The 20,929-nt window shown below is 55.3% G+C and carries 18 protein-coding genes; 6 read left to right on the forward strand and 12 right to left on the reverse strand.

From position 1 onward, the window contains the following. Positions 1-116 precede the first annotated feature (116 nt). The 4 genes from RBB44_RS07525 to RBB44_RS07540 form a co-directional block, all read right to left on the reverse strand. A complete protein-coding gene (locus RBB44_RS07525) occupies positions 117-1,385 on the reverse strand; it encodes an O-antigen ligase (RefSeq protein ID WP_306146779.1) in 1,269 nt (422 codons plus the stop codon). After that, positions 1,382-2,995: an undecaprenyl-phosphate glucose phosphotransferase gene (locus tag RBB44_RS07530; protein WP_306146780.1), complete on the reverse strand. Its 1,614-nt coding sequence runs from the start codon at positions 2,993-2,995 to the stop codon at positions 1,382-1,384. Before RBB44_RS07530 ends, RBB44_RS07525 begins: the two co-directional genes overlap by 4 nt. Continuing rightward, positions 2,995-4,224, reverse strand: a complete 1,230-nt coding sequence (locus RBB44_RS07535; RefSeq protein WP_306146781.1) for a glycosyltransferase — start codon at positions 4,222-4,224, stop codon at positions 2,995-2,997. The genes RBB44_RS07530 and RBB44_RS07535 overlap by 1 nt, the downstream gene beginning before the upstream one ends. A 105-nt stretch (positions 4,225-4,329) precedes the next feature. Further along, entirely contained in the window at positions 4,330-4,887 is a 558-nt protein-coding gene (locus tag RBB44_RS07540) for a polysaccharide biosynthesis/export family protein (protein ID WP_133950516.1), read from the reverse strand. 196 nt (positions 4,888-5,083) lie between these two features. Here RBB44_RS07540 and RBB44_RS07545 point away from each other — a divergent pair, with 196 nt between their 5' ends. Continuing rightward, positions 5,084-7,444, forward strand: a complete 2,361-nt coding sequence (locus RBB44_RS07545) for an exopolysaccharide transport family protein (RefSeq protein ID WP_306146782.1) — start codon at positions 5,084-5,086, stop codon at positions 7,442-7,444. 36 nt (positions 7,445-7,480) lie between these two features. Here RBB44_RS07545 and RBB44_RS07550 read toward each other — a convergent pair whose 3' ends face one another. Then, entirely contained in the window at positions 7,481-8,683 is a 1,203-nt protein-coding gene (locus RBB44_RS07550; protein WP_306146783.1) for a GNAT family N-acetyltransferase, read from the reverse strand. 153 nt (positions 8,684-8,836) lie between these two features. Between RBB44_RS07550 and RBB44_RS07555 the strand changes: the two genes are divergently transcribed. Beyond that, positions 8,837-9,910, forward strand: coding sequence for a polysaccharide deacetylase family protein (locus RBB44_RS07555; protein ID WP_306146784.1), 1,074 nt, complete (start codon positions 8,837-8,839; stop codon positions 9,908-9,910). 32 nt (positions 9,911-9,942) lie between these two features. Here RBB44_RS07555 and RBB44_RS07560 read toward each other — a convergent pair whose 3' ends face one another. After that, positions 9,943-10,155 (reverse strand): DUF2842 domain-containing protein, encoded by a 213-nt coding sequence (locus RBB44_RS07560; protein WP_040451813.1) that lies wholly within the window; start codon positions 10,153-10,155, stop codon positions 9,943-9,945. Between the two features lie 136 nt (positions 10,156-10,291). Here RBB44_RS07560 and RBB44_RS07565 point away from each other — a divergent pair, with 136 nt between their 5' ends. After that, a complete protein-coding gene (locus tag RBB44_RS07565; protein WP_306146786.1) occupies positions 10,292-11,419 on the forward strand; it encodes a COX15/CtaA family protein in 1,128 nt (375 codons plus the stop codon). Between the two features lie 70 nt (positions 11,420-11,489). On the opposite strand, the gene RBB44_RS07570 is transcribed toward RBB44_RS07565, so the two are convergent. From RBB44_RS07570 to RBB44_RS07585, 4 genes are all read right to left on the reverse strand, one after another. After that, on the reverse strand, positions 11,490-12,770 hold the full coding sequence (locus tag RBB44_RS07570) for an O-acetylhomoserine aminocarboxypropyltransferase (RefSeq protein ID WP_133950506.1): 1,281 nt from the start codon (positions 12,768-12,770) through the stop codon (positions 11,490-11,492). Positions 12,771-12,910: 140 nt separating this feature from the next. Next, positions 12,911-13,063, reverse strand: coding sequence for a hypothetical protein (locus tag RBB44_RS07575; RefSeq protein WP_209177551.1), 153 nt, complete (start codon positions 13,061-13,063; stop codon positions 12,911-12,913). Positions 13,064-13,824: 761 nt separating this feature from the next. Beyond that, a complete protein-coding gene (locus RBB44_RS07580; RefSeq protein WP_306147309.1) occupies positions 13,825-14,355 on the reverse strand; it encodes a CoA-binding protein in 531 nt (176 codons plus the stop codon). Positions 14,356-14,360: 5 nt separating this feature from the next. After that, complete coding sequence (locus RBB44_RS07585) at positions 14,361-15,182, reverse strand: enoyl-CoA hydratase (protein WP_306146787.1); 822 nt, start codon at positions 15,180-15,182, stop codon at positions 14,361-14,363. Positions 15,183-15,344: 162 nt separating this feature from the next. Here RBB44_RS07585 and RBB44_RS07590 point away from each other — a divergent pair, with 162 nt between their 5' ends. Further along, entirely contained in the window at positions 15,345-16,172 is an 828-nt protein-coding gene (locus tag RBB44_RS07590) for a DUF1194 domain-containing protein (protein ID WP_371932238.1), read from the forward strand. Between the two features lie 11 nt (positions 16,173-16,183). On the opposite strand, the gene RBB44_RS07595 is transcribed toward RBB44_RS07590, so the two are convergent. Next, entirely contained in the window at positions 16,184-16,525 is a 342-nt protein-coding gene (locus RBB44_RS07595; RefSeq protein WP_306146789.1) for a hypothetical protein, read from the reverse strand. Positions 16,526-16,741: 216 nt separating this feature from the next. Here RBB44_RS07595 and RBB44_RS07600 point away from each other — a divergent pair, with 216 nt between their 5' ends. Beyond that, positions 16,742-17,428: a DUF2161 domain-containing phosphodiesterase gene (locus tag RBB44_RS07600; RefSeq protein WP_306146790.1), complete on the forward strand. Its 687-nt coding sequence runs from the start codon at positions 16,742-16,744 to the stop codon at positions 17,426-17,428. A 22-nt stretch (positions 17,429-17,450) separates the two neighbouring features. Here the strand turns inward: RBB44_RS07600 and RBB44_RS07605 are convergent, their stop codons facing one another. After that, a complete protein-coding gene (locus RBB44_RS07605) occupies positions 17,451-19,637 on the reverse strand; it encodes a bifunctional diguanylate cyclase/phosphodiesterase (RefSeq protein ID WP_306146791.1) in 2,187 nt (728 codons plus the stop codon). Between the two features lie 305 nt (positions 19,638-19,942). On the opposite strand from RBB44_RS07605, the gene RBB44_RS07610 reads away from it, so the two are divergent. Next, a complete protein-coding gene (locus RBB44_RS07610) occupies positions 19,943-20,929 on the forward strand; it encodes a calcium/sodium antiporter (RefSeq protein WP_306146792.1) in 987 nt (328 codons plus the stop codon).

The following is a 20,929-nucleotide window of genomic DNA, read 5'->3' on the forward strand; positions in this document are numbered from 1 at the left end:
TCGCAATCCCTGCGCAAGATGCTTGTTGGCAGGCGTCCCATGGTTTTGCCGAGCTTGTCGCACGCACCGGAAGAAGCGTCAGGATTGGAGGGGTGAGCGTTCAATTGCTCTTGATGTCAGTCAGGAATGGGCGTCTGCAGAGCGCTGCGCCGCCAACTGCGCCGTTCCAGCTTGTCTGCTGCGATCAGCCCCCAGGCAAGGCCATAAAGCATGAACAAATGCCGCCAGTGATCGGTGTCGATAACGACGGACAGCAGCAAGTGCGCGACAAACACCGCAAATACAGCTTGCACAAACGGGGTCCACGGACGGGATTTGAAGATCAGCGGAAGGAACGCACAGACCGTCCATATGGCCATGACGATATAGGCAATGCCCCCCATCCAGCCGTAGGTGGTGAAGGCCTTGAGATAAACATTGTGCTCATCCTCACCGAAGGTTTTGCCGAACTCCAGCGCGCCAAGACCCAGAGGATGCTCCATAACAAGCTGAAAGCCGATCGCGTAACGGGCGAACCGGCCAAGGCGTCCACCGTCATAGTCCTGCACCAGACGGGCCCGCTGGGAAAACATGTCCGAGACAGCCTCGAACGACAAGGCGACTGTCATGAGGAGCGCACAAAAGAAGACGCCGGCCATGCCGATCAGGATCAGCCGGCCTCGGCGGGCAAGGTTCTGTTCGGTCACCAATTGGATCGTGTAAAGCAGCAGCAGCGACGCCAAGAGCACACCCCAGGCACCGCGTGAGAAACTCAAGAAAATGCCTAAGAGCAGGATGCTCAGCGGCAGTAGCACATAGAGATTGCGCAAGGTGGGGCCGCGCAAAAATCTCTGAATGAGCAGAAGGGTTGGCAGTACCAGAAACGGACCAAACACGTTCGGATCCTGAAAGGTTCCGCGCGCGCGGTCGAAGCGGGTAAAATACTCGGCTCCTGGAAACAGGTTGAAATAGCCGGCTATCCCAAAAAGGGCGGCAATTACCGCACCGATAATGTAGCCGCGCTCAATGATCCGGCTGCGTTCGGGTTTGTCGCTCAGGATCGCGGCGTAAAAGATCGCCGTGATCGCAAGAAATCCGGAAACGGCGGCATACATGAGCGCATCGCCAAAATCTTCTGCGAACGGCACGGACGCAAGGCCGCCGGCTGTAAACACCATCATTAGGACGATCAGCGGTGCAAACTCACGGCGCAACTTGAGCCCGCACGCGAGCCAGATGACGGTCAGAGCCACCATGTAGAGCTCGTAAGGAGCCGGTTCTTCGATCACAAAAGCTGACAGGAAGGCCGCCAGCCACAATGCGCCATTGCCCAGCGATCTGACCGACAGGCCGAACGGGGGCGGGGCCGTCAGCGCCCGCCCGTCATGGGCGGCCCAAACGGTCAATAGGCGTTCTCCGTGTTCAACAGCTTCAAGGGCGTCAGGAACAGGATCTTCAGATCAAACAGGATCGACCAGTTCTCGATGTAGTAGACATCGCATTCAACGCGCTTCTGGATCTTTTCAGGTGTATCGACCTCTCCGCGCCAGCCATTGATCTGTGCCCAGCCAGTCACCCCCGGCTTGACCTTGTGGCGCGCGAAATAACCGTCAACCACGTCGTCCCAGGTTTCATTGTTGGTGTGGGCATTGACCGCATGGGGGCGGGGGCCGACGAGCGACAGGCTTCCGGCAAGCACGTTGAACAGCTGCGGCAGCTCATCGATCGACGTCTTGCGGATGATCCGCCCAACCTTTGTCACCCGGGGGTCGCCCTTGGTCACCACCTTCTTTGCGTCCGGGTCTGCCATATCCGTGTACATGGATCGGAACTTCAGAACCTCAATGATCTCGTTGTTGAAGCCATACCGCTTCTGCCGGAAGATAACCGGGCCCTTGCTGTCCAGCTTGATGGCAATAATGGTTCCAATCATCACCGGTGCAAGACAAACTATCGCGATCAGCGAGAACACAACATCAAAGATCCGCTTGGCAACCATATCCCAATCGGCGATCGGCTTTTCAGCGACATCGACGAAGGGGACCGTTCCGATGAAGGATGTGCCCCGATCACGGAACCGCACCTTGTCGGTATGTGCCGATAGACGGATGTCGACCGGCAGCACCCAGAGGGTCTTCAAAAGCTCCAGCACACGTTTTTCCGCGCGCAGAGGAATGCAAACAATCAGCATGTCGATGCGGGCAAGGCGCGCAAACTCCACAAGAGCGCTGATGTTGCCGAGTTTCGGGTAGCCGGCCACGACCGGCGGCGACCGATCGTTGGAACGGTCGTCAAAGATGCCGCAAATCCGAATATCGTTATCCGATTGGGCTTCCAGATCGTGGATCAGTTCCTGGGCGGCCGTACCGCCACCAACAATGATGGCGCGCCGTTCCAAGCTTCCAGATTTCGTCCAGCCCCGCACCAATCGCGAGAGCACGAGCCGTGAGATGCAAAGGCTGACGAGGCCCATACTGTACCAGGCACCGATCCAGGCGTCAGAGACACTGGACCCAATACCAGTCGCACTTCGTAAAACGGCGAACATTGCAAAGACCAGTGTCCAACCCGCCGACACCCGACCGATTTGGGCCAGGCGCTGACGCATGACCGGAACCTGGTAGACATCGGACGCTTGAAAGAAGGCGAGCGTGAAAAGAACTGCCAAGCCAGCGGCGAGCGCATGGATGCCGGTTGGGCTGCCAGTGCCGGGCCCGGTCAGAAGTGCGATCCCAGCTGAGGCAAGAATGATCAGAATATCAAAAAGACGAACCGAGCCACCGAGCACCGGAACCGAAATTCCGCGTGTTCCGAGATTTTTGGCAATATCCAGCGCATCAAGGGACAGGTTGGTGTTCGCAAAATCTTCGAACGAGATCTTGGTCGCTTCTCTTGAGGCCAGAGGAGATTGGCGCAGCCGGTTTTCAAGGTGCCCCCTGACGCCCGGTTGAGCGGCAGGCGTTGGTGCGCTGGCCGCCGTTCCCTGTTCGGCTCTATCGTATGCGGGTTCGCTCATTATCGCTGGCTCGATCTCGCATAGACAGATGATAGGGAAGTGGCTTGATTGGCTGCGAGCTCGGGTTGTTGAGCCGGGACGTCGCTTGGTGCGATCCCAAGTGCCTCCATGTAGACCGAATTGATGCGATCGGTCATCAAATCCGTGGAAAAGGTCTCCGCAAGACAGGGCCGCATTTTAATGGCTTCTGCCTGTTTCTTCTCAGGGTTTGCCAAGGCGTCTTCCATGGCAAGGGTCAACTGTGTGATGTGACCCGGCTCAATAAGGCGGTTGGCGAACTTGCCGAATATTTCCGGGATTCCGCCTGCGCGCGTTGCGATCAAGGGACGTTGGGCCGCGACCGTCTCCAAAATGATGTAAGGCATGGCCTCGGCCCGCGACGGGATGACGACCGTTTTTGCAAGTTTGAAGGCCTCGCGCGCCTTCATCGGACCTGTGAAGGTTACGGCCCCGGTCAAGCCGAGCTTCTCTACCATTTCGCGGTATCGCGCTTCGTCCGGACCATCTCCAACCAGGATAGCAGACGGAGCCCGCCCGAGCTTCAGGCGCAGATTGTAGAGTGCTTCGATAAACAGGTCTGGCCCCTTGAGATCACGCAACATGCCGATGAAAACAAAGTCGGCTGCGTCCTCATTGGCGTTGACCGGTTCAAAGTCCTGTTTGGACAGTCCGTTATAGACGATGCGGTTTGTGGCGCGTGCGGAACCGATCTTCGTCTCATAAGCAGCGCTCTCATAATCGGAGACAAAAATGAGTCCGTCGGTTATCCGTCCCAGAAGGCGTTCAAGCGTGTGATAGACACGACCCTCAAGCCTGTGAGGATGATAGTGCAGGCTGCCCCCGTGTGGGGAGTAGATGCGTGCTGGTCTCTGGCCCCGCAGCCCGAGATACGTGCCGATCAGGCGCGCATAAGCACCGCCTTTAGCGCCATGGCCATGCAAGACCGTGGGTTTCAGATCCCTGATATGTCTGTATAGGGCGAGGGTTGCCGAGAAATCTTGAACCGTGAGTTGGCGGCGCATCGGAAACCGGGCGAGCCCCAAGGACAACGTCGAGCGCAGCTCTTCGATTTGGGCATCTTCAAAGGCGCCGCCGGTTGTGCTGTCGCATATCAAGCCGACCTTATGTCCTAAAGCTTCCTGGCAGCGAGCCAGATCGCGGACGTGACGGAAAATTCCGCCGACCGGCGCGCGGACGCAATGCACGATCCGCATTGGAGGCGTTGTCATGGTGCAATATCCCTGTTTTTGCTTTCAGGCTTCTTGGTGAGCCCGTTCAGCAGTCAGGATGCACCCTAGCAAAGGGAAATGAGTCCGCGGTTAACTCGCGGCTTGTCAAAAATACCGTTCCCGAACGTAAATAGTGTCTCCGGGTCGGACAGGATCCGAAATCGGAACGCGTCCGTTTAGAATTTCACCGTTAATCTGGCGGGTGATATCGACGTCTTCCTGGCGGGCCCGGGAGCTAAATCCACCGGCTGTTGCGATCGCGTTCTGAACCGTCATACCTGCGACATAGCTATATTGGCCCGCGTTTTGCACCTCTCCCATGACAAAGATCGGACGGTAGGTGTCCACCTCAACGGAGACGTCGGGATCACGGATATAGCCTTGGCGCAGTTTGGCTGCAATTTCAGCGGCAAGCCCTTGTTGGGTTTTACCGCGTGCGGCGACGCTTCCGACCAGCGGGAAGGAAATATAGCCAGCCTGATCAATGACATAGGTGTTAGAGAGATCGTCCTGACCGAACACAATAATGCGCAACCGGTCGCTGGAATCCAGGCGATACGGCTGGGTCAAAGTTTCATGAAACGCTGTCGGCGGTTGCCGGTACCCACTGCACGCAGCAAGTCCCAGGCACAATGCCGGTACCAGAAGCGCTCTCATTCGCATCAACGACTCTCCTACAATTCGGCAAGAGGATCGCAAGGTATGGTTAATTGAGGGTGAAGACGGATCAAGGCGAACAGATAGCCTGTCAATAATGCGTATACACAAATTAACGGCTGTTCCGGCCAGCTGTGTTGAAGCTTAACCGAACGCTTACCATAATCAGACATTATTCGCCGCGTATCTGGAGAGAAGCAATATGGAATCTGGGCGGCAGACCTACACAGACGACGATATGGCGTTGGATCTCGGCGGGCTTTTGAAGGCTTTGGCGCGGTCATTGCTGTGGTTGGTCCCTTTGACCCTTTTGATGACGTTGGTCGTTTTCATCGCCCTGCAATTCGTTGCACCCAAATATATGGGCGAGGCTCGGGTTCTGATCGAAAGCACGGATATCAACATTCCAGGTGGGACACGCGGTGTTGAAGGCGAGCGTGCTTTGCTCGATACCGAGGGTGTTGCCAGTCAGATCCAGATCTTGATGGCGACTGACCTTGCCCGAAAAGTGGTCCGGAAGATGGATCTGGCCTCCGTTCCCGAGTTCGGCGCCCGCGGCGGCATGTCCTTTATTGATAAGGTCCTGACCACTTTCGGATTTGATCGTGAGCCTTCAGGCGACACTGCCGAAGAGCGCGTGCTCAAACATTACTACGAAAACCTGGAAGTCTATCGTCTCGACGAATCGCGTGTTATCGCCGTCGACTATGCGTCTGAAGATCCGCTTTTGGCCTCCGAAGTCGCAAACGCGATTGTCGACGAGTTTCTGGAGCTGCAGTCCAGCGCCAAACGGCAGACGACAGAAATCACATCCGCTGCATTGGAGCCGCAAATCGTCGAATTGCGGAAGAAGGTGCAATCGGCCCGCCAGGCCGTCGCAGACTTCAGGGCGCGGGCCGACCTGTTGATTGGTGCGGACAACATTCCACTTAATCAACAGCAGCTGGCGGATACGAGCAGCGACTATTCCGCGGCGCAAGCTGCGAAAGCTGAAGCCCAGGCCAAAGCCGAACTTATCCGCGAACTTTTGAATTCCGGTGGATCCTTGGAAACGGCAACGGATGTCCTGAATTCTCAACTCATTCAGCGTTTGCGCGAACGCCAAGTTGAAATCCAGTCCAACATCGCCGAACTGTCGATTACGCTTCTGCCCAATCACCCGCAGATCAAGGCCCTGCAATCTCAGCTCAGTGATTACGACCGTCAGATTCGTTCTGAAGCGCGAAAAGTGCTTGAGGGGCTGGAAAACGATGCGCGGGTTGCGAGCCAGCAGGCCTTGGCGCTCGAGCGGCGTCTGGACGAGTTAAAGGTTGCAGCCGCGAAATCCAATGCAGATCAGGCCCGCCTCAGCGAACTGGAACGGGAGGCCGATGCAAAGGCTGCCCAGCTTGACCAGTTGTTGCTTAGTTTTCAGGAGGCCGATACGCGCTTGCGCGCGCAGCTCCTTCCAGCTGATGCCCGAATTGTGTCCAGGGCCAATGTCCCGGTTGAGCCCTTCTCTCCGAAAGTGGTCTCCAGCACTATCATTGCAGCCCTGGTCACGTTCATCTTGGGAACGGCCTTCGTAATCATGCGCGAATTGCTCACGGGCCGGGCTCTTTACTCACCTGCGCAGCCCCAAGAAACTGCCAACCCGGGAACCGGATCAGTTCCTGTGCCACCGGCGCGCGATGCCGGTGGGGCTTTCACATGGGGCCCGTCTTATGCAGGCGGATACCAAGGGTACAGTTTCGGCAGTGAAATCGGGGCGGGCGCACAGCCGAAGAAGCCACGGGTGGAACCGGATCTCGAAGATAACAGCACTGTTGCTCCTATACCTGCGCAGAGGAAGGCCGGCAGTCCGCCAATCCGACGGTCGAAGCGCAAAGGCAACTATGATCAAGACGTCGCGCCAGACTGGCTCGGCGCAATGCGCTCGAGCCCAAAAGATCCTGTTGAGGAGCCTGAGAAGGACGATGTCGCCATACCCGCCGCGGCGCCTCTTCTATCTAACGAGCCGCAGACGGCTTCTGACGTCGACCCGACCGGCCGGATCGTTGTTCTGAGCGTTGATGAGCCGGATCTTTCACACCGGCTCGCTTTTGACCTTGCCCGCCGGGCAGCAGGCAAGGGCGATACAGCGCTGTTTCTGGAAGTCTTTCCGGAACAGTTCAATTCGCGCGGGGCGGAGGGGTTTTCAGACATTGTTTCAGGCGCGGCGCCGTTTGCCAAGGTCGTCTACCGGGATGCCGGGTCGAAGGCGCATATTATTGAAGCCGGCCGTGTCGAGATCACCGATGAGATGGTTGAGTCCGACCGCTTCAAGCTCGCACTCGATGCGATCAAGAAGACCTACCACACCATTGTTGTGGATCTTGGGGCGATCGATGGAACGCTTGCCAGCGCCCGCATGCTGAGTTTTGCGGACCATGTGCTGATCGCCGCGAGTGGACCAGATCACAATCACGAACTCGAAAGTGCGGCCAACCTTCTGGCACATAACACCGGTGCGGATGTGGAGATCGTCATTGCAGGTGGACCCGGTTCCGGACCGCGGCGCAATGGAGATGGACACGCTGCTTGAATAAGCGCCAATGTGTTGGGCAGGGGCTAAGGAAGCTTAGTTACCAGATGCGCGCATCTGCCGGAGTTTTTTGACCATCGTCCACAGCCGATCGGAGTTGCGGATGCGCGATTTCAGGCGTGTTTTTGCCGTTTGGACTGCGGAATAGATCTTGCCCTTGGCTGTTCTGGAGTGCCGGCTGTCGCACATGGGTTCTGGACGGGTCCAGCTCGTCTTGTAGTGCTCTTCGCCGATGCCAAGGTCGAGCGTTTTTGTATCCGGGTCGGCGCAAATTTTTTCCACGATCTCTCGTATCAGAACCAGTCCCGGACTGTTTTTCAAAAACTCATCATGCGCAACACTGTTCGAATAGGCGTGGAGTGTTTCGCCATCTCGCGCGCACAAATATGTTGCCCTGATCTGCCCTGAGACCGACAGGGTCCATATTTTGAGGGGCGCGCTCGTGGTGTCCGGCGTCACGGGTAGGGCGGTGCTTTGAGTTGCCTGACGCAAAAAAGCCTTCGCCTCAGGGCTGGAAAAAGCATTCGGGATGCCAGTGATCTGAGCGCGCGCCTCGCGCTGCTCAAGAAATGCCTCAAGCCCGGCTTCTATTTCAGCCGGTTGCTTGCAGACCCGGATCTCATAATTGCCGGCCTCCTGGAGGTGCCGCTGTTTCCGGGTGAGGTTCTTGCGCGCAGACTTGCTATGCAGGGCTTTGAAAACGTCCTCGAATGTATCGGTGACAGACCCGCGGTAAAGCGGGTTGGGGCTTAACTGCGAATTGTCCAGGACCAGAGGGTGCGCCCGGCCATTCCAGTGGCAAGGAACGTTTTGCAAGTCGATGCAATCGGCACTGCACTCCTGGCAAACCCGATCAAGAACACTGCGGATAGTCTCCGGCCCAACTGCTTCATAGAAAGCCTTGTCCCAAAGCCCCGTATTCTGATTGCCGAAGCGTGCGCCCAAAAAGGCGAGAACCTTGATACCGTTGTGTGTGAAAATAGAAAACGGTAGCAGCAAAACCGGACGTCCCGCCGATCGCAGCAGTGCAATCAATGGCCGACTGCGTTCTGCCGTTCTCAGTGTGTTTTGGAAAGCCTTGCACCAGAGAAAACCGTGATAGGGATTTCCGATCCCTGCGCTCTCAAGCTGGGTCCACTCCGACACCAGTTCTTCAAGGTCTTCTGTCAGTTGCAGATCGTCCTTTTCGGATCCCGATCCGAGGTGGGTGCCAGAGATATCAATTGCGGCGGCTGACATGGGAGATAACTCAATGAAACGGGATTGGTTAAACGGTGGTTAGCTATGTTTGGTGGTGGGCTTATTCGACCAAACTCTAGCGAGAAATATCAATAATTCTTAAAGAAAAGGTGCGCTAATGGACCGATTCCATTCACACGGGCCGAGCGGCTGATGAGCATTCGCCAAACAGCAATTACCAACGCATTCCGGGTTCTGCAGACGACGGGACTGAGCCAACTCTTTGCACCTTTTACGCAAGGCTGCGGCGCTGTGTTCATGTTACACCGTGTTCGGCCGGCGCGCGCCGGCGGTTTTCAGCCCAACCGGCACCTTGAGATTTCCCCCGAGTTCCTGCGTGCAACGGTGGAGCGGATCAGGGCCAACGGTTACAAGATCATCGCTTTGGATGAAGCGGTTGACCTTTTGAAATCCGGATATGGCCGGGAACGGTATGCGGTTCTGACTTTTGATGACGGCTATCGGGACAATTTCGAATATGCGCTTCCGGTCTTGAAAGAACTTGGTGCACCGTTCACCGTGTTTGTCGCAAGCGGTCTGGTGGACAGGTCGAGTGAGCTATGGTGGTTGGCGCTGGAGCTGATCATTGCAGCGAATGATCAGATCGTTTTCTCGTCTGACGCAGACGAGCCGACAGTTTGTGAAAGCGTTGACGAAAAGTGTTCTTGTTTCAATCGCCTGGTCGCTCATTTGAAAAACGACGTGAGCGAAGGGGATCAACGTGCAATCATTCGGGCCTTGTCGAGCCAGTATGGAATTGATCTCGCTGAGCTCGCGGATCAGGAGATGATGACCTGGGATGAGGTGCGGGAACTGGCATCAGATCCACTTGTGACGATTGGCGCTCACACGCACGATCATTTTGCCTTGGCGCGCCTTACCCAAGACGCTGCACGGCAGGATATAGAAAAGGGTCTTGAACGGCTCGAAACGGAATTGGGGCAGCGACCCAAACACTTCGCTTACCCTTATGGGAAACACAACGCGGTTGACGCAGGCGCTGCCGAGGTTGTCGGTCAATTCGGCTTTGCCTCCGCTGTCACAACGTTTCCAGGTGTTCTGCAATCGGCAAGCGCGCGGGACCTGATGCTCTTGCCACGTGTGTCGCTCAACGGAGTGTATCAGGACCCGGCTTTTGTTGATCAGTATCTAACAGGCGCGCCGTTTGCGCTTTACCGGGCTGCCAAATGGCTGACGTCCGGTTTTGGACTGCGCGCTCGAACTTAAACTGTGCGCCCGAACTCAAAACGTAATCGCAGTCAGCTCTTTTTGCCGCGTTCCATCCACCAGATGATGGCGCCTGCAGGGATGACCCAAGCAAGACCGGCAATCGCAAAGTAAGTGAACTGGATAAGCGTCGACGATTCCTGCAACCGGGGCGAGTCGCCGACCACCATTGCGGTCAGAGCGTAGACAATCACGAACAAGACGAGCGCGACCATACCGATAAACTTGCGGAGCGAGGGAACCATTCTTGACCCGTTCTGTAACCCAAAGAGCGATGATTTGCCGCGACCCGGCCACAAAGGCTTGCCGCTTTTCCCCAGCACCTATATCTCCCGATACCAAAGGTCAAACCGGTAGACGAATTTTGGAGACAACAGGGCAATGACAATGTCCGCGGACAGCCTGGGAACGGCCGGCCAAACAAAAGACATCAAAGACCAGGAATTCATTCGCTCAAGCCGGGCGATGATCCGCTGGTGGCTCTACGGCGTCTGCTTTCTTATTCTGGTGATGGTGGTCGTGGGTGGGGCGACCCGTTTGACCGAGTCAGGGCTTTCGATCACGGAATGGAAACCAATCCACGGCGTGATCCCTCCACTGACAGAGGCGGAGTGGCAGGAAGAACTGGACAAATACCGCCAGATTCCGGAATACCAGCTGATCAACAAGGGCATGAGCCTTGATGAGTTCAAATTCATCTTCTGGTGGGAATGGGGACACCGTCTACTCGGGCGGGTGATTGGCGTAGCCTTCTTTGTACCTATGGTCGTGTTCTGGGCGTCTGGCCGGATTGAACCCTGGCTGAAACCACGGCTGGTCGTTGGTCTGGCCCTTGGCGGTCTGCAAGGGTTCGTCGGCTGGTGGATGGTGGCATCGGGATTGGTGGAGAGAACAGATGTCAGCCAGTACCGCTTGGCAACTCACCTGACCCTGGCCTTCATTATCTTTGCGTATCTTTTCTGGATCGCCCGCAGATTGACACCCTATGGCACGCCACCTGCGGATATACGCTCCGCGTTGCTGCCGATTGGCTGGGTGTTTACCGGCCTGCTGTTTTTGCAGCTGTTCTTTGGCGGTCTTGTCGCGGGTCTGAACGCCGGTTTCACCTACAATACATGGCCGCTGATGGACGGTCAGATGATCCCGTCGGGTCTGTTGATGCAGTCACCTGCCTGGCTGAATTTCTTCGAAAATGTCCTGACCGTTCAGTTTCAACACCGGATGGTTGCCTACCTGCTGGGTGCTGCTGCGATTTTTCTGGTGTGGCGGACATGCGTTGTAACGGATGCCAAACGGATCCGTTTGCCAGCGTTTCATTTGGCGGCCTTTGTCTTCCTGCAGATGGTTTTCGGGATCGTCACGCTGCTGGGTTTTGGAAACTACACCGGGGAATTGTCCATGCATCAACTCGGTGTGGCGCTTGTCCACCAGGGCTTTGCTGTCTTCGTGATCGCGGCAACGATTGATTACATGGCAGCCTTGAAAGGCGAGTACCCGATCCAGAACTGACGGATGCACAGAGTTGGAAAAGAAAACAGCCCGCCAAATAGGCGGGCTGTTTTTGTCCGTTGGTTATTTGTTAGCCTGCGAGCGCCTGCTCAAGGTCAGCAATGATGTCATCGACATCTTCGAGACCGACCGAGATCCGGACAACATCCGGACCGGCGCCTGCAGATGTCTTTTGGTCATCCGACAGCTGGCGGTGGGTGGTGGACGCCGGATGAATGATGAGGCTCCGCGTATCGCCGATGTTGGCAAGGTGCGAGAACAACTCGACCTTGGATACCAAGTTCACACCAGCGTCGTACCCGCCTTCAACTCCAAACGTGAAGACAGCTCCGGCACCTTTCGGCATGTACTTCTGCTGAAGCGCATGGTGCGGGTCTTCCGGGAGGGCCGCATAGGACACCCACTTGACTTTGTCGTGCCCGGACAAGTGCAGAGCGACCTTCTTGGCGTTGTCGGAGTGGCGCTGCATACGAAGCGGCAGAGTTTCGATCCCAGTGAGGATCATGAAAGCGTTGAACGGTGAAATCGCCGGGCCCAGATCGCGCAGACCAAGAACACGGCAGGCGATCGCGAAAGCGAAATTGCCGAAGGTCTCGTGCAGAACCATGTTCTGATATTCCGGACGCGGCGATGACAGAAGCGGATAGTTGCCTGATGCGGACCAATCGAAGGATCCACCGTCAACGATAATGCCGCCCATGGAGTTGCCATGGCCGCCCATGAACTTGGTCAAGGAATGCAGGACAATGTCGGCGCCATGTTCGATCGGTCGACACAGGTACGGAGACGCCATGGTGTTGTCGACAACCAGCGGAACGCCCTTTGCCTTGGCTATGGCGGCAATAGCTTCAATGTCGACGATGATCCCGCCTGGATTGGCAAGGCTTTCGATGAAAATTGCACGGGTCTTGTCATCAATCGCCGCTTCGAAGGACGCCATGTCCGATGGATCAGCCCATTTCACGCCCCAGCCGAAGCTTTTGAAAGAGTGGTTCAGCTGATTGATGGAGCCGCCATAAAGCTTGTTGGCCGCCACAATATTGTCGCCCGGCTGCATGAGCGTGTGGAAACAAAGAAGCTGTGCCGAGTGACCGGAAGCGGTTGCGAGCGCGGCCGTACCGCCTTCAAGTGCTGCAACGCGCTCTTCAAGAACGGCAGTGGTCGGGTTTGTGATGCGGGTGTAAATATTTCCAAAGGCCTGAAGGCCGAACAGGGACGCAGCATGGTCGACATCGTCAAAGACAAATGAAGACGTCTGATAGATCGGTGTGACCCGAGCGCCTGTTGACGGATCTGGTGTCGCGCCTGCGTGGATGGCCAGCGTGGAAAAGCCTGGAATATTTTCGCTCATAAAGAACCTCCCTTGGATATGTGGCGCGCAGTTTGGTCAAAGCCGTGCGGGAGGTCAAAGGATTGATTTCTGAAACCGCTAAAAAACGGAAATAACGTTCTTTTTCTGGAAGATAATTGGGTCGGATGCTGCTGCAACGCCTATGGCGTTTTGACAAAGCGCCGCGGCGAGCGTTCATCGCGCTCCAAATTCATGTCGGTTTTTATGACGAGATAAATGCCAAACATGAGAACACTGGCCGCAAGAGGCATCACCAAAGCGAGGAGGCCCGTATCTATCACTTCGTAAAGCATGGACTCATCCGATCCCAACATGGAATTTCTGTGATGCAAATAAAGATAGACGCGTCATGTGGATGAATTGGTAAGACCCGTTTCGAAATGAAAAATAAAATTTCAAGAATATTGATGAAAACTGTAAATAATTATATGTGCCCGGCATTATAATACATGCAGTGTTTGACGTCGAAGAAGGGCAAGCAAACTGGCCAGCCCAACTCAGCCTATACTCATTACACGACCTGTCTTGCGACACTTCGTGTTTTGCCCGCTCTGGACAGTGCGTTTAGGGAGCCAGCAGTTTCGTCACCGATATCAATCTGAAATAGCTCTGAAGATGAGCACCATGACGATGGCGACAACCACAACCAGGTGATAGATAGTGAACTGCGTGAACGGATCGACCATGAATGCCTCCTGCGGGAAAAGGTCAACAAGTCGTTAAAGTGTCTGTTTGGAAAATAAAGATTGGGCAAAAGATTTTGCTAACAGTTTAGTCAACTGTTAATCATTGCTGATCTCTTAACAATACCTTTGATTGGATCTCGAGTGAAGCGCAATCAGAGGGTGTTTTCTTGGTTACTTTTTCTATACGGCTTTTCAGAAAATCGTTTTGTTTTTGAAGCAAATAGACATTTGCACCGTCACTGTTGTTGCAAAAACAAAAGTGGCCAGCGATCTTTTTCAATTGCCGTTCCAGATAGTTGTCTCTGTGTCCAAAAAATGAAATTTGGGTTTTCTTTGATGATAAATTGTGCCCCATCAGTGCTGAGAGCTTAGGTCTTTTTCGTCGGCGACAAGCCCCGGTGCTGGAAACCGGCTTTCAGGGCGGGGCGCTTTGAGGAGAGTGTCCGGGAATTGACACCGGCCCAGCCAATCTCTCCAGACAGCCGCCCATATTCGATCTTGGGGCAGCGGTCCATGACCACCTTGATACCCGCAGCTTCCGCTCGCTGTGCAGCCTCTTCGTGGCGCACGGTCAACTGCATCCAGATAACCTTCGGCAATTTGCCGCTTGCGATCACGTCATCGACGATTTGGCCCGCCGCCTCGGAATTCCGGAAGATATCGATCATGTCCGGCGTGTCCGGCAGGTCTTCTAAAGACGCGTAGGCCTTCTGTCCAAGTATTTCCTTGCCCGCTTGTCCAGGATTGATCGGCCAAACATCATAGCCTTTGGAGAGCATGTATTTCAGCACGAAGTAAGACGGGCGCACGGTGTTCGCGCTCGCCCCGATCATCGCGATGGTTTTCACCTCATCCAGAATGCCCTTGATGTAGGTGTCGGAATAGCTGTCGTGGTCCATCGGTATCAGCTGTCCGTCCATTCCGGTTTGCGCTTTTGCAAGAACGCATTGATGCCTTCTTCGGCATCGCGGGCCATCATGTTTTCTACCATGGTGTTTGCTGCAAAGTCGTAGGCGTCCGACAACGGCATTTCGAGTTGACGGTAGAAGGCTTCCTTGCCGATCTTCACGGTATGGGCAGACTTGGAGGCAATGCTCTCCGCGTATTTCTGAACGACCTGCTCCAGGTAGTCGCGCGGCACGATCCGGTTGATCAGGCCGAAGTCCTTGGCGGTCGATGCGTCGATGCTTTCGCCGGTCAAGAGCATTTCCATCGCCTGTTTTGGAGCAACGTTCCGGCTCAGTGCGACCATCGGCGTTGAACAAAAAAGGCCGATATTGACGCCAGGCGTGCAGAACGTGGCGGTATCTGTTGCAATTGCCAGATCGCAGGATGCGACCAGCTGACACCCGGCAGCGGTTGCAACACCTGTTACGACAGCAATGACCGGCTTTGGCAGCCGTACGATCTGCTGCATGAGGTCCGAACACTGGCGCATGATCCGCTCGTAGGTCGCCTTGCCGCCGTCAGCTTCGGCTCGCGCACTCGTCAGTTCCTTCAGATCATGACCTGCGCAAAAGACCTTGCCCTCTGCGCCGAGGAGAACCACCCGTACATCCGGGTTCGCCGCTGCTCTCGTCAGTTCGGCGGACAAAGCGCTCATCATTTCACTGGAGAGCGCGTTCATCCGTTCCGGGCGCTGCATGACGATCCGATACACACCTTCATGCAGAAGCGTTGCCAGCATTGGTTTTTCGGCCATGTCGTTTGCAGCAGCGTCGGTCATGGAAAACTCCCTGAGGTCTCTATTTCAAAGCCTTATAGCTGAACTCCTGTTCGTCGGCGAGTACCCGAAAGGTTGCAGTCAATATTCGTTCCTGACGATCATTTGACACAAAGCGGAGGATTTCCTCTGGTCGGCGGGCCGGACTGCATTATTCTCAGTTCTATGAAGAGCCTCGTCTCAACCCTGATCACCGCGATCGCCTTGTTAGTGGGGCAATTTGGTTCAGCTTCCGTCAAAGCGGCTCAACCCGTCGACGTCGCTCTCGTTCTGGCCGTTGATGTCTCGCGGTCCATGTCGGCGGAAGAATTGGCCATACAGCGGGACGGATATGCCGCTGCGATTGCGCATCCATCAGTCATTCGAGCTGTGGAGCAGGGGCTTCATGGCCGGATTGCACTGACCATGTTTGAATGGGCCAACGATGCGCATATTCGCGAGATCGTGCCCTGGACCTTGATCGAAACGCCGCAAGAGGCAGAGGGTGTGTCAACCATTATCAGCGAAGATCAGACCATTGGTCAGCGCAGAACCTCGATATCCGGTGCGATCCGGTATGCGTCGAAGTTGTTGCTGGATGTCCCTTTTCAGGCGGATCGGCTGGTTATCGATATATCCGGCGATGGGCCCAACAATCAGGGCATCGCTGTGACACGTGCGCGGGACCTGGCTGTGGAGGCCGGTTTTGTGATCAACGGGTTGCCATTGATGACGACCGGCGGATTTGGTGGCCAGTTCAACATTCCGGACCTCGATGAATACTACCGCCGCTGCGTGATTGGCGGGCCGGGCAGTTTTGTAATTCCGGTAAACGATTGGGCCCAGTTTCCAGAAGCGGTTCGCCGGAAACTGGTCCTGGAAATCGGGGGGCGGGTTCCAGAAGAACCAGCACGCGTCTACCGGGCGCAGATCACGTTCGGCCAGCCTTATGATTGTATGGTCGGCGAGAAGATGTGGCGCAACTTGCGCGAAAGATTTTTTCTCGACCCCTGAGTGTGTGACCTTCAGATCCGTGGCCGACTTGCCCTGATCGCACGCTTTTCGCTGCATGCCTGTACAGCATAAGCTCCGGACATCGCGATCAGGGCCGCAACCAGTCCGATGGCAACATCAACGGCACCGGAAAAGGGCAGCCTGAACGCGTAGATGAAAATTTCGATGTAGCTGACTGTGAAGCCAATCACCAGACCTATTGCAAGCAAGATTGAAATGCGGTCGCTTCCCCATCCTTTTTGATCGCGGGTCTCGCTCTGGAAGTGTCCGGAAACGCGAAAATATGCCCAAATTATAAACCCGAAAACCGCGGCAGAAAGGGTCATGACCGCAGCAGGTTGTATGATTTCCATTTTGTCTGGATCCCAGTTTAGGAATGCTATCCGGGCGGGGTCGTCCGGGAATGAGAACGACGTGGGAATCAATTGTGGCAACGGCAAGAGGTCACTCAAATTTTCGGTTATGGTATCATCCGGTGTTTGCATCCAATACAAGGAAGTCGTGGTCAACCTGTATCGGGCTCAGATCGCTGCTGGACCCGCTATTGGCGCAGCCATAGGATCGCATCCATGGCACGCATTCTGGAAACCGAGCTTTACGAGCCGGTCAAGGCATTCTTGGAAAAACAGGGGTATGAGGTGAAGGCCGAAGTAGGATCGGCCGACATTGTGGCTTGCCGGGGTAACGACGATCCGGTGATCGTGGAACTGAAGACCGGTTTTACCCTCAGCCTGTTTCACCAGGCCGTTGACCGGCAAGGGCTAACCGACTCGGTTTATATCGCCGTTGCGCGGGGCAGCGGGCGCCGGTTTCAAGCGGCGCTAAAAAGCAATCTCAAGCTCGCGCGCAGGCTGGGGCTTGGACTTATTACGGTCAGGCTCGCAGATCAGCTGGTCGAAGTTCATGCTGATCCAGCGCCCTTCACACCGCGCAAGATGAAACCGCGGAAAGACCGGCTTCTGCGTGAATTTGCCCGCCGTGTCGGAGATCCGAATACCGGTGGTTCGACGCGCGTCACGCTCGTCACGGCCTACCGGCAAGATGCCATGAGATGTGCTCAGTATTTGCAGGAAAATGGTCCAAGCCGGGGCGCGGAGGTTGCCAAAGCGACCGGCGTTGACCGGGCTACACGGATGATGGCGGATGATCACTACGGGTGGTTCGAACGGGTGGAACGTGGGATTTACGGTTTGACCCCGAAGGGCGAAAAGGCGAGGGGAAACAAGATAATTGAAGCATCTGAAAGCAAAAAATAAGGGGCAATTCTACATAGAGATTTCAAAACAGGGCGTTTGACGAAAAGCCTACGGCATCTCCGGGAACCGGATGGCCAATCAGGAAACCTTGACCGAACGCCACACCAAGGTCTTGAAGCGCTGCAAGCTGTTCCTGTGTCTCGATGCCTTCGGCAACAATTTGCTTGCCAAGCTTGGCTGTGAGCTTTGCGATCGTTTCGACGATTGCCATATCGACATCGGATGTCAGCATTGAGCGAACGAAAGACACATCGAGCTTCACCAGATCAAATTCGGTTTCTTTCAAGTGCAATAAAGAGGCATGTCCGGTTCCAAAATCATCAAGCGCGACGGTAATGCCGTTTTCTCGAAGGTGCCGAAGTATACTGGAGACGTTTTCACGCTTGCGGGTCAGCAGGACATCTTCGGTGACTTCTACTTGTATGTGGCTTGGCTTTAACCCCGCTTTGGCAATGGCCTCCATCAATCGATCGACAAATTGAGCATCACGCTGATAGGCCTGAAATTCCGGTGGCGAAATGTTGAACGCGATATGGCCAAAATCATGTCCTGCTTTGAGCCATGATGAGGCTTGATCGATGGCGCGCAAACGAACCATCTCTCCAATGCGGCGCGCGAGAACGCTGTCCTCGAACACCTCAGCGTAGCTGCTTGGCGGAACCAGCGTACCGTCCTCGTTGCTCAGTCGCAGCAATGCCTCGAATCCCGCCAGTTTTTGTGACTGCAAGTTTGCCTTCGGCTGAAAACACAACACAAAGCGTTCGTCGGTTAAGGCACGCCGTGCGGAGTTTAGGGTATTCGTCCGGTTCAGGGCTGCTGTGAGAAGTGCTTCCGAATAACATCGCACAGCATTTCCGCCCGCCGCCTTTGCGTCATAGACAGCAAGGTCGGCTTGCTGAAGGAGGTCGTTTACATCCGAACCGTTGGCGTGTGTTTTCTCCGCAAGACCCAAAGATGCTGAGCACTCAAACAAAAAACCTTCCCAGGCAATTGGCTTTGAAATTTCTTCAAGCAAGCGTTTGAAGTACTGAACCGTCTCCCCCCAGCTCAACTGAGCAGAAAAAATGACCGCAAATTCGTCTCCGCCAAGCCGGATTACGATCCCTGTATCGCCTATGTATTCGACGAGCCTCTCGGCCAAGATGATGAGGGCGCTGTCACCGGCAGGGTGGCCGTGGCAATCGTTGATCTCTTTGAAGTCATCAAGGTCAATAATCGCGACTCCGCAGGACCGGCAATTGGATGAACTTTTGTGCAAGAGATCGTCCGCAATCCGCATGAAGTAGTGGCGATTGTAAAGACCGGTCAGCTGATCGCGTTCCGCATAGTACTGGGCAGTATCCAGGAGCTTCCGATATTCGGTAATGTCACTGATCGTTCCGCCCATCTTGGTCGCACGATTTTCATTGTTCCAAACGGCATGTCCGCGCGCGCGGACCCAAATCTGTTCGCCATTTTTGTGCAACAGCCGCAAGGATAGATCGAAGGGAACGCGATCCTTGAGATGGTCTTTGAACACTTGTTCGACATTTGCCCGGTCTTCAGGATGAATGATTTTAATAAACAGACCAGGCGCATTCGGAAGGGTTTCTTCGGTGTAGCCCAGCCGCAGTTTCCACTGTTCTGACATGTAGTTGTGTTCGTCGTTGAGGTCCCATTCCCAGACGCCCTGGCTGGCCCCCGAAATGGCAAAAGCGTATCGCTCTTCACTGAGCCTCAAGGCCTTGGTGCGTTGTTCCAGTATCTCTTCTTGGCGCTGGTGCAAGTCGCGGAGTGCAACTTCGGCTGACTTCAGCGACGTGATATCCTGGATGAACCCGTAGGAGCGCAGATGTGTGCCGTCGGCATCGACAACTGCAACGCCGCGTTCCCGGACGAAGATCTCTCCTCCGCCCGTTTTGATGATACGGTATTCAAGCTCAACGATGTTTTTGGTTTCGCTTAAGCGGCGGGTCTGGCTTCTGTAGTGTTCACGGTCATCCGGGTGCACCCACTCCAGATCTGCGTCCATTGAGGTTGCGCGGCGCACGAATTCTTCAACTGTGACCCCATGCATGCGGGCAAGCTGTTCTGAACAGTAAATGCAGTTGTCGGTGACTTCGTCCCATTCCCAGTAGCCGATGCCGGCCAGCGCCTCGACTTCTTCAAACAGCTCACCCGGTCGCCGTAGTGTTTGAACCGGATAGACTTTGCTGGCCTTGTTGTCCATCGAAGCTTGCGCTCACTGCAATTGTCAAAATCGAAAACAGTGAGCGGAGAATAAAAGCTTTTTGCTTCCAAATGCTTTGCTTTTTGTCAATTTCATGAAACATGAAAATTGGCTGATACTTATAACGATAGTCTTGGTGAGGAGTTGAGGTGGATAATTCGTAATTGTTACAATCTCTTTCTGCTGCCGATGGGGGCGAGCCGACAGCGTGTTGTTTTCGGCACCCTGCGCGGTTTGCCTCTTGTCGACGGTCATGACAACAACCAGATGCAGATCTTGGTTTTCTCGGGGTCATGGAGCTCCAGGTGTTTGAAATAGCGGTGCCGCTGATCGGCGGTTTATTTCTTTTGATCATAGGTGGAGAGTTCTTGGTGCGCGGGGCTGTGAATGCCGCGACGCATCTGGGGGTGTCGCCGCTCGTGATCGGCTTGACCCTAGTCGGGTTTGGCACCTCGACGCCAGAACTTGTTACCTCTGTGCATGCCGTACTTGTGGGGGCGCCTGGCATTGCCTACGGCAATGTTGTCGGATCGAACATTGCCAACATCTTGCTGATCGGTGGTGTCGCGGCGCTGTTCTTTCCGATCGCCGTGTCGTCCACGGCGCTGAAACGCGATGCTGCGGTGATGCTGGCTGTCACCTTGGTCTTTGCGGGCGTTGTCACCGTCATGGATGCCAGTCGGCTGGTCGGCGGGGTCTTCCTTGCAGCTCTATGCACCTACATTTACATGGCCATCCGGCAGGAGCGGGCAGCCGTTCAGGAAAACCGTGGCGCAGTGCATGGAAAAAGCACGGCGTTGATCGAGACGGATCCGGTTTTGGACATTCCAGCCCAGCCGAAAGGTGGTCTGGTGGCCGCGCTGCTGCTCGCGCTGGGCGGTTTGGCGCTTGTGGTGTTCGGCGGCAAATTCCTGGTGGAGGGCGCTGTCAGCCTGGCGCGCGGTTTTGGAATTTCGGAAACAGTTATTGGCCTGACGATCGTCGCGATCGGCACTTCCATGCCAGAACTGGTGACATCAGTCGTTGCCGGCCTGAAACGTCAAACAGACGTTGCGTTCGGCAACATCATCGGGTCGAACATCTACAATATTCTGGGGATCGGTGGTGCAACGGCTCTGATCGCGCCGAGCGAAGTACCGTCCCAGATCATCAGCTTCGACAATCCGGTCATGATTGGCGTTTCGGTGATCTTCGTGATTTTCGCAGCAACCGGCCTTCGGATCGGCCGGCGCGAGGGCGCAGTGCTGCTTGGCGGATATCTTTTCTACCTTTATGCTCTTTGGCCTTCCTAA

Origin of the sequence: Roseibium sp. MMSF_3247, from assembly GCF_030733765.1 — a bacterium.
In the GTDB taxonomy this organism is placed as follows: domain Bacteria; phylum Pseudomonadota; class Alphaproteobacteria; order Rhizobiales; family Stappiaceae; genus Roseibium.

What these genes read in the sequence shown, in the direction of transcription:
- RBB44_RS07560 (WP_040451813.1), bottom strand. Translation starts at nt 10,155, where the DNA reads ATGGTTCCCTCGCTCCGCAAGTTTATCGGTATGGTCGCGCTCGTCTTG.
- RBB44_RS07570 (WP_133950506.1), bottom strand. Translation starts at nt 12,770, where the DNA reads ATGAGCGAAAATATTCCAGGCTTTTCCACGCTGGCCATCCACGCAGGC.
- RBB44_RS07555 (WP_306146784.1), top strand. Translation starts at nt 8,837, where the DNA reads ATGAGCATTCGCCAAACAGCAATTACCAACGCATTCCGGGTTCTGCAG.
- RBB44_RS07600 (WP_306146790.1), top strand. Translation starts at nt 16,742, where the DNA reads ATGGCACGCATTCTGGAAACCGAGCTTTACGAGCCGGTCAAGGCATTC.
- RBB44_RS07540 (WP_133950516.1), bottom strand. Translation starts at nt 4,887, where the DNA reads ATGCGAATGAGAGCGCTTCTGGTACCGGCATTGTGCCTGGGACTTGCT.
- RBB44_RS07595 (WP_306146789.1), bottom strand. Translation starts at nt 16,525, where the DNA reads ATGGAAATCATACAACCTGCTGCGGTCATGACCCTTTCTGCCGCGGTT.
- RBB44_RS07575 (WP_209177551.1), bottom strand. Translation starts at nt 13,063, where the DNA reads ATGCTTTACGAAGTGATAGATACGGGCCTCCTCGCTTTGGTGATGCCT.
- RBB44_RS07565 (WP_306146786.1), top strand. Translation starts at nt 10,292, where the DNA reads ATGACAATGTCCGCGGACAGCCTGGGAACGGCCGGCCAAACAAAAGAC.
- RBB44_RS07530 (WP_306146780.1), bottom strand. Translation starts at nt 2,995, where the DNA reads ATGAGCGAACCCGCATACGATAGAGCCGAACAGGGAACGGCGGCCAGC.
- RBB44_RS07590 (WP_371932238.1), top strand. Translation starts at nt 15,345, where the DNA reads ATGAAGAGCCTCGTCTCAACCCTGATCACCGCGATCGCCTTGTTAGTG.
- RBB44_RS07535 (WP_306146781.1), bottom strand. Translation starts at nt 4,224, where the DNA reads ATGACAACGCCTCCAATGCGGATCGTGCATTGCGTCCGCGCGCCGGTC.
- RBB44_RS07550 (WP_306146783.1), bottom strand. Translation starts at nt 8,683, where the DNA reads ATGTCAGCCGCCGCAATTGATATCTCTGGCACCCACCTCGGATCGGGA.
- RBB44_RS07545 (WP_306146782.1), top strand. Translation starts at nt 5,084, where the DNA reads ATGGAATCTGGGCGGCAGACCTACACAGACGACGATATGGCGTTGGAT.
- RBB44_RS07580 (WP_306147309.1), bottom strand. Translation starts at nt 14,355, where the DNA reads ATGGACCACGACAGCTATTCCGACACCTACATCAAGGGCATTCTGGAT.
- RBB44_RS07605 (WP_306146791.1), bottom strand. Translation starts at nt 19,637, where the DNA reads ATGGACAACAAGGCCAGCAAAGTCTATCCGGTTCAAACACTACGGCGA.
- RBB44_RS07585 (WP_306146787.1), bottom strand. Translation starts at nt 15,182, where the DNA reads ATGACCGACGCTGCTGCAAACGACATGGCCGAAAAACCAATGCTGGCA.